The following is a 10,831-nucleotide window of genomic DNA, read 5'->3' as shown; positions in this document are numbered from 1 at the left end:
CCCGGTTTGCGCTCCGCCTCGGCCAGGAGATATACGCGCGGGCTCGTAAGCCCGATCGCGCTATGCGGGGTTGTCCTTGTCGCGAATCATGCTGATCAAGCCACGCCGGTTCGGGGACGAGCGCGGCTGGTTCATGGAGACCTGGAGCCGGCGCGCGCTGGCGGCGCTCGGAATCGAAGCCGAGTTCGTGCAGGACAACCATTCCCTGTCCCGCGCCGTCGGCACGCTGCGGGGCCTGCATTTCCAGACCCCGCCCCATGCGCAGGGCAAGCTCGTGCGCTGCGTCGCGGGCCGCGTCATGGATTACGCCCTCGATATCCGGCGCGGCTCGCCCACCTACGGCAAATGGCTCGGCGCGGAGCTGTCGGCCGCAAGCGGCCACCAGCTGTGGATCCCGGCCGGCTTCGCGCATGCCTTCGTGACCCTCGAGCCCGATACCGAGGTCGTCTACAAGGTGACGGACGACTATGCCCCGGCGAATGACGGCGGGATCCGCTGGGACAGCGTCGGGATCGACTGGCCGCTGCCGCCGGCCGGCCCCGTCCTCTCCGACAAGGACAGGTCTCTGCCCTCGCTGGCGGAGTTCGACAGCCCCTTCCCGTATGACGGCGAGCCGCTTGCGGCCACGCTCGACTGATCGCAAGCTTGGATGACCTGGAGGTTCGATTGACGTCGCGCGTGCTCGTGACGGGAGGCGCCGGCTTCATCGGCTCCGCCCTCGTCCGCCATCTCATCGGGGAAAGCGACTATCGGGTGCTGAACCTCGACAAGCTGACCTATGCGGGCACGCTCTCGTCGGTCGCCTCGGTCGCGGACAGCGAGCGATACGAGTTCGTCCGCGCCGATATCTGCGACGCGCAGGCGATCGCCGGCATCTTCGCGCGCTTCGACCCGGACGTCGTCGTGCATCTGGCGGCCGAGAGCCATGTCGACCGCTCGATCGACGGCCCGGACGCCTTCATCGAGACGAACATCGTCGGCACCTACCGCATGCTCCGGGCCGCGACGCGGCACTGGAAGGGCCTGGATCGCGGCCGGCAGGGCAGCTTCCGCTTCCACCACGTCTCGACGGACGAGGTCTTCGGCTCGCTCGGCCCGGAAGGCTTCTTCGTCGAGGAGACCCCCTACGATCCGCGCTCGCCCTATTCGGCCTCGAAGGCGGGCTCGGACCATCTCGTGCGGGCCTGGTTCCACACCTACGGCCTGCCGGCCGTGGTGACGAACTGCTCCAACAATTACGGCCCCTACCACTTCCCGGAAAAGCTGATCCCGCTGATGATCGTGAAGGCGCTCGCGGGCGAGACCCTGCCGGTCTACGGCCGCGGCGAGAACGTCCGCGACTGGCTCTTCGTCGAGGATCACGTGCGCGCCATCCGGCGGGTCTTCGAGGCCGGGACGCCCGGCGAGACCTACAATGTCGGCGGCAATTCGGAGCGGACCAATATCGAGGTGGTGCGCCAAGTCTGCGGCCTCCTCGACGGGCTGCGCCCGCGCCCCGACGGCAAGCCCTATGCGGACCAGATCGGCTATGTCGCGGACCGGCCCGGCCACGACATGCGCTACGCGATCGACGCGGCCAAGCTGAAGCGCGAGCTGGGCTGGGAGCCGCGCGAGACCTTCGAGACCGGCCTCGCCAAGACCGTCGCATGGTATCTCGCCAACGAGCCCTGGTGGCGGGCGATCCAGGCCGGCCAGTACGGCGGCGAGCGCCTCGGACTCGAGGCCAAGGGCTGAAGATGGACATCCTCGTCACGGGCGGCACGGGACAGGTCGGGATCGAGCTGCTGCGGCAGCCCTGGCCCGGGGAGGTTCGCCTCCACGCCCCGGCGCGGGCCGAGCTCGACCTCGTCGATCCGGTCTCGGTCGCCCGCGTCATGGCCTCGCGCCGCTGGGACGCGGTGATCTCCTGCGGCGCCTATACGGCGGTCGACAAGGCCGAGAGCGAGGTCGCGGCGGCCTGGGCCGCCAACGCCCTCGCCCCGGCGATCCTGGCCAAGGCGGCGGCCGGGGCGGGCGCGCCCATCGTGCATCTCTCGACCGACTACGTCTTCGCGGGCGACAAGCCCGAGCCCTATCGCGAGGACGATCCGGTCGGGCCGATCAGCGTCTACGGCGCCTCGAAGGAGGGCGGGGAGCAGGCGGTCAGGACCGCGAATCCCCGCCATGTCGTCCTGCGGACCGCCTGGGTGGTCTCTCCCCACCGCGCCAATTTCCTCAAGACCATGCTGCGCCTCGGGGCGGAGCGCGAGGAGCTGCGCGTCGTCGCCGACCAGCGCGGCTGCCCGACCTTCGCGGCCGATCTCGCCGGCGCCGTGCGCACGATCGCGCTGCGGCTCGCCAGGGAGCCGGACGCGCCGGCGGGTGCGTTCCACTTCGTGGGCGCGGGCGAGGCGAGCTGGGCCGATTTCGCCGCCGCCATCATGGAGGGCGCGGCGGCGCGCGGCTTCCGGGCGGCCCGGATCGTGCCCATCACGACGGCAGAGTATCCGACGCCGGCGAGACGTCCCGCCAATTCGCGCCTTTCCACCGAAAAGCTGCGCCGGGAATACGGGATCGAGCCCCCGCCCTGGCGCCATTCGCTGAGCGTCGCGCTCGACGAGACGGGCGGGGCGCCCGGATAGAAAGGATCCCTCGCCGCCAAGTCTGCGGAATCGTATCGCGAAAGGGGCCCGGGCCCCGTCGCGTTGTCCCAACAGCCTCTCATCGCCGATCGTCAGGAGTCACGCCGTGGTCAAGAAGGGCATCATTCTCGCCGGAGGGCTCGGCTCCCGGCTTTATCCGATGACGCGCGCGGTCTCGAAGCAGCTCCTCCCGATCTACGACAAGCCGCTCATCTATCATCCGCTGACGACGCTGATGCTGGCGGGCATCCGCGAATTCCTGATCATCTCGACCCCCCATCACCTGCCGCTCTACCGGGACCTTCTCGGCGACGGAACGCAATGGGGCGTCTCGGTCTCCTATGCCGAGCAGCCGGAGCCCAAGGGGCTGGCGCAGGCTTTCCTGATCGGGGAGGATTTCGTGGCGGGCCGGAAATGCGCCCTCGCTCTCGGCGACAACATCTTCTACGGCGCGGGCCTGACCGCCCAGCTCGAACGCGCCGCCTCGCTTGCCTCGGGCGCCGTCGTGTTCGGCTACCGGGTGGCGGACGGGCGCGAATTCGGCGTGGTGGAAGTCGATGCCGAGGGCAAGGCCCTGTCGATCGAGGAGAAGCCGCAGGAGCCCAAGAGCGACCTCGCCGTGACGGGCCTCTATTTCTACGATGAGAACGTGGTCGAGATCGCGCGGGGCGTGAAGCCCTCGGCCCGCGGAGAGGTCGAGATCACCTCGGTGAATGCGCATTACCTGGAGAAGGGAACGCTGCGGGTCGAGGTCCTGCCGCGCGGCACGGCGTGGCTCGATACCGGGACGGTCGACGCCATGCACGAGGCTTCCGCCTTCGTGCGCACCATCGAGCGCCGTCAGGGACTCAAGATCGCCTGCCCCGAGGAGGTGGCCTGGCGCCAGGGTTTCATCTCGACCGAAGAGCTTCTGCGCGAAGGAAGCCGGATGAACAACAGCTACGGCATGTATCTCAAAGCCATCGCAACGGCAGGATCAGGCCATCACTAGAGCATGCTGCGGGTTTCTATGCCACATGGCGCCGGCAGGGGAGGGGCCCGGCGGGGTCAGCGCGGCGCGCTCACCCGGATGGGGCCGAAACGGCAGGCGCGCCGGTCGATCTCGGGGCAGCTCGTGAAGGCGCGCAGGTCGCGCGTCAGGCAGATCCGCACCTCCTTCAGGGCGCCGTGACTGCATTGCACCGAGATCATGTCCGGGCGCAGGCCGGGATTGGCCTCGGAGAAGGCGCGTTCGATCGCCTGCGGGGTGGTGCGGCTGTCGCGGTCGAGCGCCGCCATCGCCTCGGGGATCCGCACCTTGTCGCGGGCCGTGCGGACGGCCCGGAAATAGGCGCTCGGGGGAAGGCCCGAGCAGGTGCCGTGCTGGCGCCATTCGTGGCGGGCGAGGCCCTCGTCGGGAAAGACGCCTTTCGCCTCGTCGAGCGCGTAGCGCGGCGCCGAGCGGTTGCCGCCGCAATTGGAAGGGTAGCCCCGCTCATATTGCGGCCACAGGCCGTGCACCACGAAGCCGAGATTGCGGCCGGGCTCGCATTGGGGCGAGCCGCGGCTGTCGCCCCGCGCCTCGCAATAGTTCGGCGACCAGGACAAGGCGAGGACGTAGAAATCGAACTCCCCCGGCGTGCCGCCGCCCCGCTGCGCAAGGGCGGGCCCGGCGAGGAAGACGGCCGCGAGGGCGAGGCAGGCGAGGGCGGCGCGCGCCGCCCTCACGGCCGGGCCATGCGGCACGAGGGCGAATCGGCGAAATTGCGGTCGAGCCCCAGCACGCACCATTCGACCCCCCAGCCGACGCCGAGGAAGCCGAGATCCTCGCGCACCGAATAATCGACCCGGTGCCAGCTTCCCCGGGAGGTCAGCACCTTGGCGTAGCAATAGCGGCGCGGGATGGTGTCGAGCCCCCAGGGGCGCCAGGCGAGCGGCTTGATGTGGCTGTATTCGACGAGGGTCAGGTCGGAGCCCCAGAACTTCGCCTCCCGCTCGGAGAAGCGCGAGGTGATGAAGGCGAGGACCTCGGGATCGCCGCAGGTCGGCAGGTCGGCGGTATAGGGGATGACGCGCTTTTCGGAGGGCACGATCTCGGAAGCCCGCGCCGCGGGGGCGAGAAGGAGGGCGGCGCAGCCGAATGCGAGAAGAAGACGACGCATGATCCAGGCTCGATGAGGGAGGCGACCATGCCCCTCCGCCGCCACCGCCACAATGGCGGGGCTGCAACACTCGCTTCCGCTCGGCGCGGCGTCATCCCGCCCGAGGGAGGCGCGGCTCGAACTTGATGACCGGCCGGCAGATGTGGCGCTTCTGGGCCGGATCGTGGCGGGCGAGGTCGAGGTGGAGATGGTCGTAATGGAAGACGTCCGAGCCCGGCCCGAGCACCGTCGTGAAATAGGGGCAGGCGCCGACGAAGACCTCGCGCAGGAAATCCTGCTCCTCCTGCGCGCCGCGCCAGCCGGTCTTGACCGCGACCTCCCTCCCGTCCTCCAGGCGGAAGGCCATCACGTCGAGCGCGTTGCCGAAGCTGTGCTCGGAATATTTGGCGCCCGACTGGTTGTTGCGCGGCCGGCAGGAATAGGAGCCCGCCCGCAGGTCCACGACGCGCTGGCCGAGATAAAGCGTGGCCGCCGGCTGGACGACGCGGTCCAGCCAGACGTCGATCGAGGGGATGATCGGGCAGCCGAGGGTGAGGCGGTTCGTGAGCCCGACCGAGCCTCCGGCGAAGGCGCTCGCGCGGATCGGATAGGTGATGCCGCAGATGCCGGGGCCGTCGATCTCTTGGGCGGAGAAGGACATGTAGGCGCTCGGCCGGACGAGGTGGGAGGCGAGGCAGGTTTCCTCGGCCTGCCGGCGCCAGGCTTCCCGGCTCTGGAACGAGAAGCGTCCGCAACCCACGAGACCGGCGACGATCAGCGCGAGGCCCAGACACGCAACATAGGCACGACGCATGCGCCGAAAATGCCCCCGGCCGGGTTAACGGCATGTCAACCTCTCCGGGCGGCGCCTGCCCCGAATCGGGCCGCCCGGCCCTTGTCCGGGGTTCATGACAGCCTCTAGACCGGAATCATGCTCTCGCTCGTCGATCTCCGGTCCCGCATCCGCCAGGGCGCCCTGACGCCGCAAGGCGCCCTCGATCTCGCGCGCGAGGCGATCGCCGCCCGCGAGCCGGGCCTTCGCGCCTTCGCCCATCTGGCAAACGAGCCGCGGGCGGCCCGGCAGGGGCCGCTCGCCGGCATCGCCGTCGCGGTCAAGGACATCATCGACACCGCCGACATGCCGACCGAAATGGGCTCGGCCTCCTGTCGCGGCTGGCGTCCCCGGGCGGATGCGGCGGTCGTCTGCGCCTTGCGCCGGGCCGGGGCGACCCTCGTCGGCAAGACCACGACCACCGCCTATGCCTCCTCCGATCCGACCGCGACGCTGAACCCGCACGGGCCCGGCCGCACGCCGGGCGGCTCCTCGGCGGGCTCGGCGGCGGCGGTCGGCGCCGGCATGGTGCCGCTGGCGCTCGGCACCCAGACGGGGGGATCCGTGATCCGCCCGGCCTCCTTCTGCGGCGCGGCGGCGATCAAGCCTTCGTTCCGGCTGATTCCGACCGTCGGGGTCAAATGCCAGGCGTGGACGCTGGACACCCTCGGGCTCTTCGCCACCCGCGTCGAGGATCTCGCGGCGGCTTTCGAGGCCGTCACCGGACGCCCCTCCCGGGAAGAGGAACGGACGGCCCCCCGCCTAGGAATCGTCCGTCAGGATTTTGCCGGCGAGGCCGAATCGGACGGGGTCGCCGCCCTCGACGAGGCGATCGCGCGCTGCGAGCGCGCCGGCGCCGCGGTCATCGACCTGTCCCCGTCCTCCGGCCTCCGCGAGGGATGGGCGGCGCATGCGACGATCAATGATTTCGAGGCGGCGGTCTCGCTCGCCTGGGAGCACGAGCACGAGGGGGAGGGGATGCCGCCCAAGCTCCGGGCCATGCTCGATCGCGGCTCGCGCCTTCGGCCGGCGGAATATGACGAGGCGCGGCGCGTGGCGCGTCAGGCGCGGCACGAGGCGCGGGATCTCTTCGGGGATGTCGATGCGATCCTGACCTATGCCGCGCCGGGCATCGCGCCGAGGCTCGATCTCGGGACGACGGGGGATGCGCGCTACAACCGGCTATGGACCCTGCTCGGAACCCCCTGCGTCAACGTCCCGGGGCTGAGCGGGACGGACGGGTTCCCGGTCGGGATCCAGGTGGTCGCGCCTTTCGGCCGGGACGCTCGCGCGCTCGATGTCGCCGCCTTCGTGGAGGCCGCATTGTCGCCGCCGCCCTGACACAATCGGCATTGCGGCGCAGCATGAGGATTGTCAACGGGTTAAGGCGAGGCGGATGGTAAATGTTTCACTAGTGTTTCGAGCCGCGTCGCAGCGCAGCAACAAATCTCGCTTGCAGCGGGAAACCGGAATGGTAACGTCGCGTTTACGGTACGGACCAGGAGGCGGCGATGGACGTGATCTTGAAGCGTGCATGGTGGCCGGGCGTGCAGGTCGGTGCCGTCTGTCTTTCGCTGGCGCTCATGGCCTGCATCGTGCTGGGCCTCTTCTGAGCCTTTCCGCTTTTCGCGCCGTGGCCCCTTCGGCCACGGCTCGCCCGAGCCGCCGCAGAGCGGCTTTTTTCTTGCCTGTCTCCCCTGTCTCTTCGTGATCGTTCCTCTCCGGGCCGCCGGCTCCGGCCGGAGCCGACCGGGAACCTGACCCTTGCCCCCGCTCCCCCGCCACGTGCTCACCTGGATCGGCCTCGCGGCCCTGTCCTTCCTTCTGGCCTGGGGGCTGAACGCGGCATCGGTTCCGGCCGCGATCCTGATGGGGCCCATGATCGCGGCCATCGGCGTGGGCCTCGCCGGCTCGCCGGTCCGCGTCTCCCGCGCGCTGTTCTCCTCGGCCCAGGGGGTCGTCGGCTGCCTCCTCGCCGGCTCGGTGACGCCGGAGGTCGTGGCGGAGGTGGTGCGCGACTGGCCGGAAATGCTGTTCGGCGTCTCGTCCACGGTCGCCGCCAGCACCTCGGTCGGCCTGGCGCTCGCGCGGTTCGGGACGCTGCCGGGCTCGACGGCGGCCTGGGGCACCTCGGCCGGCGCGGCCTCCGTCATGGCGGCCCTCGCGCACGAGCACGGCGCCGATCCCCGCCTCGTCGCGACCATGCAATATGTGCGGGTCATCATCGTCGTGATCGCCGCCTCGCTCATCTCGCGGCTTCTGATCGACACGCCTCTGGCCCCCGTCGCGGCCCGGAAGGTTCCAGCATTGTCCCCCGTCTTCGTATTGGGCGTGGCCGCCGCCCTCGCGATCGCACTGGGAGGATCCTGGCTCGGCCGGCGCCTGCGCATTCCCGCGGGCAGCCTGCTGGTGCCTCTCGGCATCGGGGCGCTGGTCAATGCGCTGACCCCGGTCCATCTCGCCGTGCCGGCTTCGCTGCTCGCGGCGGCCTATGCCCTGATCGGATGGGCGATCGGCCTTCAGTTCGAGCGCGGCTCGCTGATCCGCTCGATGCGGGCGCTGCCGGAGATGATGGGCTCCGCTCTCGCCATCGTCGCCCTGTGCGGGCTCGCGGCCTGGGTCATGGTCGTGCTCGGCGGCATCGCCCCCCTCACCGCCTTCCTCGCCACGAGCCCGGGCGGCATCGACACGGTGGCGATCATCGCGCTTGCGGGCGGAGCCGACACGCCCTTCGTGATGGCGCTGCAAGTGCTCCGCGTCCTGGTCGTGATTCTGACCGGGCCGCCCATCGCCCGCTTCGTCGCGCGCCATACCCGGCCGGGCTGAACGCGGGCCGCCTTCGCGGAAAACCGAATTCCCCTTTTCGGCTTCATGCTCTAAGAGGGCGGCCCGTCTTCCCGAGGATGCCTTCATGCAGCCACCGTTGAGGGTCGGGATCGCCGGCCTCGGCACGGTCGGGGCGGCGGTTCTCGACATTCTGTCCCGTCGCGCGGCGCAGGTCGCCGGGCGCGCCGGCCGTCCCGTCGTGGTCACCGCCGTCAGCGCCCGCGACCGGACGCGCGATCGCGGCCGCGACCTCTCCGCCTATCGCTGGTTCGACGATCCGGCGGCCCTGGCCGTCTCCGACGAGATCGATTGCCTCGTCGAGCTGATCGGCGGCGAGGAGGGGCCGGCTCGGGCGGCCGTGGAGGCGGCGCTCGGCGCCGGCAAGCACGTCGTCACCGCCAACAAGGCGCTCCTCGCGAAGCACGGCCTCGCCCTCGCCGCCGCGGCGGAGGCGAAGGGGCGGGCGCTCGCCTTCGAGGCGTCCTCGGCCGGCGGCATCCCGATCGTGAAGACCTTGCGGGAATCGCTCGCCGGCAACGGCATCGCCCGCATCTACGGAATCCTCAACGGCACCTGCAACTACATCCTCTCGCGCATGGAGCAGGAGGGGTCGAGCTTCGCCGAATGCCTCGCGGCGGCGCAGCAGCTCGGCTATGCGGAGGCCGATCCGACCTTCGACGTCGAGGGCTACGACACCGCCCACAAGCTCGCCATCCTGACCTCGCTCGCCTTCGGCAGCGCGATCGATTCGGAGGCGATCTATGTCGAGGGTATCTCCTCCATTACGCCGCTCGACCTGAGGATGGCCGACGAACTGGGCTTCCGCATCAAGCTGCTCGGCGTCGCCGAGCGGGTCGGCGATGCCGGGATCGAGCAGCGCGTCCATCCGACCATGGTGCACAAGACCTCGCCTGTGGCGCAGGTGATGGGCGTCACCAACGCCGTCACCGTCGATGCCGATGCGGTCGGCGAATTGACCCTCGTCGGGCCGGGCGCGGGCGGCTCTGCCACCGCCTCGGCGGTCGTCTCGGACATCGCCGATGTTGCGGCGGGGACTTTCGGCGCGCCCTTCGGCCGGCCGGTCGCGGGGCTGGAGCGGGCCGAGCGGGCGCCGATGCAGCGCCACAAGGGCGGCTATTACGTCCGCGTGACGGTGCATGACCGTCCCGGCGTCGCCGCGGGCGTCGCGAGCCGCATGGCGGAAGCCGACATCTCGCTGGAATCGATCCTGCAAAAGCGTCCGCCCGGTGCCGACCGCGACAAGCTCGGGCGCTCGGGGGAGCCCGTCCCCATCGTCCTCATCACCTACGAGGCGACGGAGGCGGCGATCCGGCAGGCGCTCGGCGAGATGGCCGCGGACGGACTGCTGGCAGAGCCGCCGCAGGTGATCCGAATCGAGCGCGATTGAGAGGGGGAACATCATGGCGAACGACAAGGCCGCTCAGCCCAGCCAACTTCTCGAGCGCATCCTGACCCTCGAACTGGTGAGGGTGACCGAGCGCGCGGCCGTCGCCGCCTCGCTGCTGCGCGGGCGGGGGCAGGAGAAGGCGGCCGACAAGGCGGCGGTCGACGCCATGCGGCGCGAGCTGAACACGCTGCCGATCGACGGCACGGTCGTGATCGGCGAGGGCGAACGCGACGAGGCGCCCATGCTCTTCATCGGCGAGCGGGTCGGCACAGGAGAGGGCCCCAAGGTCGACATCGCGGTCGATCCCCTGGAGGGGACCACCCTCTGCGCCAAGGACATGCCGGGCTCGATCGCCGTGATGGCGATGGCGGAGGGCGGCACGCTGCTCGCGGCGCCCGACGTCTATATGGAGAAGATCGCCGTCGGCCCCGGCTATCCGAAGGGCGTCGTCGATCTCGACCGCTCGCCGGAGGAGAATATCCGCGCCGTCGCCGCGGCCAAGGGCGTCGAGCCGAAGGATATCACGGTCCTCATCCTCGAGCGTCCCCGCCACCAGGAGCTGATCCAGAAGGTCCGCAGCCTCGGCTGCGGCATCCGCCTGATCACGGACGGCGACATCATGGGCGTGATCTTCACGACCATGCCGGACGAGACCGGGATCGATCTCTACCTGGGCATCGGCGCGGCGCCGGAAGGCGTCATCGCGGCGGGCGCGCTGCGCTGCATCGGTGGCCAGATGCAGGGGCGGCTGATCCTCGACACACCCGAGAAACGCGAGCGCGCCAAGAAGATGGGCGTGACCGATCCCGACCGGAAATACGATCTCAACGACCTCGCCCGCGGCGACGTCGTCGTCGCGGCGACGGGCGTGACGGACGGGGCGTTGCTCCACGGCGTCCGCTTCAAGGGCGGCCATGTCGAGACCGACACGATCGTCTACCGCTCGGTGACCGGCACGGTGCGCCGCATCAGGGCCGAGCACAGGAATATCGGGAAGTTCCACCTGGAGCCATGACGCCCGAGA

The 10,831-nt window shown here is 70.2% G+C and carries 11 protein-coding genes; 8 read left to right on the top strand and 3 right to left on the bottom strand.

Annotated elements, in window-relative coordinates:
- The first annotated feature begins 70 nt into the window (after positions 1–70).
- From rfbC to rfbA, 4 genes are all read left to right on the top strand, one after another.
- Positions 71–637 (top strand): dTDP-4-dehydrorhamnose 3,5-epimerase, encoded by a 567-nt coding sequence (gene rfbC / locus PKD06_RS09660; RefSeq protein WP_324379937.1) that lies wholly within the window; start codon positions 71–73, stop codon positions 635–637.
- Between the two features lie 29 nt (positions 638–666).
- Positions 667–1,734 (top strand): dTDP-glucose 4,6-dehydratase, encoded by a 1,068-nt coding sequence (rfbB, locus tag PKD06_RS09655; RefSeq protein ID WP_324379935.1) that lies wholly within the window; start codon positions 667–669, stop codon positions 1,732–1,734.
- Between the two features lie 2 nt (positions 1,735–1,736).
- Positions 1,737–2,621, top strand: a complete 885-nt coding sequence (gene rfbD, locus PKD06_RS09650) for a dTDP-4-dehydrorhamnose reductase (protein ID WP_324379933.1) — start codon at positions 1,737–1,739, stop codon at positions 2,619–2,621.
- Between the two features lie 106 nt (positions 2,622–2,727).
- Positions 2,728–3,612 (top strand): glucose-1-phosphate thymidylyltransferase RfbA, encoded by an 885-nt coding sequence (rfbA, locus tag PKD06_RS09645; protein WP_324379931.1) that lies wholly within the window; start codon positions 2,728–2,730, stop codon positions 3,610–3,612.
- Between the two features lie 56 nt (positions 3,613–3,668).
- On the opposite strand, the gene PKD06_RS09640 is transcribed toward rfbA, so the two are convergent.
- The 3 genes from PKD06_RS09640 to PKD06_RS09630 all read right to left on the bottom strand — a co-directional run bounded on the left by PKD06_RS09640 (position 3,669) and on the right by PKD06_RS09630 (position 5,555).
- Positions 3,669–4,346 (bottom strand): ribonuclease T2, encoded by a 678-nt coding sequence (locus tag PKD06_RS09640; protein ID WP_324379930.1) that lies wholly within the window; start codon positions 4,344–4,346, stop codon positions 3,669–3,671.
- Entirely contained in the window at positions 4,325–4,762 is a 438-nt protein-coding gene (locus PKD06_RS09635; protein ID WP_324379928.1) for a hypothetical protein, read from the bottom strand. Before PKD06_RS09635 ends, PKD06_RS09640 begins: the two co-directional genes overlap by 22 nt.
- A gap of 91 nt (positions 4,763–4,853) precedes the next feature.
- A complete protein-coding gene (locus tag PKD06_RS09630; RefSeq protein WP_324379926.1) occupies positions 4,854–5,555 on the bottom strand; it encodes an extensin family protein in 702 nt (233 codons plus the stop codon).
- Positions 5,556–5,672: 117 nt separating this feature from the next.
- Between PKD06_RS09630 and PKD06_RS09625 the strand changes: the two genes are divergently transcribed.
- From PKD06_RS09625 to glpX, 4 genes are all read left to right on the top strand, one after another.
- On the top strand, positions 5,673–6,914 hold the full coding sequence (locus PKD06_RS09625; RefSeq protein ID WP_324379923.1) for an amidase: 1,242 nt from the start codon (positions 5,673–5,675) through the stop codon (positions 6,912–6,914).
- Positions 6,915–7,337: 423 nt separating this feature from the next.
- The gene (locus tag PKD06_RS09620; protein WP_324379921.1) at positions 7,338–8,399 is read left to right on the top strand and encodes an AbrB family transcriptional regulator; all 1,062 of its coding nucleotides are present in this window, start codon (positions 7,338–7,340) and stop codon (positions 8,397–8,399) included.
- An 85-nt stretch (positions 8,400–8,484) separates the two neighbouring features.
- Positions 8,485–9,807: a homoserine dehydrogenase gene (locus PKD06_RS09615; protein ID WP_324379919.1), complete on the top strand. Its 1,323-nt coding sequence runs from the start codon at positions 8,485–8,487 to the stop codon at positions 9,805–9,807.
- A gap of 13 nt (positions 9,808–9,820) precedes the next feature.
- Positions 9,821–10,822, top strand: coding sequence for a class II fructose-bisphosphatase (gene glpX / locus PKD06_RS09610; RefSeq protein ID WP_324379917.1), 1,002 nt, complete (start codon positions 9,821–9,823; stop codon positions 10,820–10,822).
- Positions 10,823–10,831: the final 9 nt, after the last annotated feature.

The sequence above is a fragment of the Enterovirga sp. genome, assembly GCF_035325185.1.
Classification (GTDB): Bacteria; Pseudomonadota; Alphaproteobacteria; order Rhizobiales; family Beijerinckiaceae; genus Enterovirga.
Note: the sequence above shows the minus strand (reverse complement) of the source record. Positions and strands in the feature narration are given on the sequence as shown.

Bases quoted from the DNA above. Each gene is read 5' to 3' on its own strand.
- PKD06_RS09630 (WP_324379926.1), bottom strand. From the start codon at position 5,555: ATGCGTCGTGCCTATGTTGCGTGTCTGGGCCTCGCGCTGATCGTCGCC.
- rfbD (WP_324379933.1), top strand. From the start codon at position 1,737: ATGGACATCCTCGTCACGGGCGGCACGGGACAGGTCGGGATCGAGCTG.
- PKD06_RS09625 (WP_324379923.1), top strand. From the start codon at position 5,673: ATGCTCTCGCTCGTCGATCTCCGGTCCCGCATCCGCCAGGGCGCCCTG.
- PKD06_RS09615 (WP_324379919.1), top strand. From the start codon at position 8,485: ATGCAGCCACCGTTGAGGGTCGGGATCGCCGGCCTCGGCACGGTCGGG.
- glpX (WP_324379917.1), top strand. From the start codon at position 9,821: ATGGCGAACGACAAGGCCGCTCAGCCCAGCCAACTTCTCGAGCGCATC.
- PKD06_RS09635 (WP_324379928.1), bottom strand. From the start codon at position 4,762: ATGCGTCGTCTTCTTCTCGCATTCGGCTGCGCCGCCCTCCTTCTCGCC.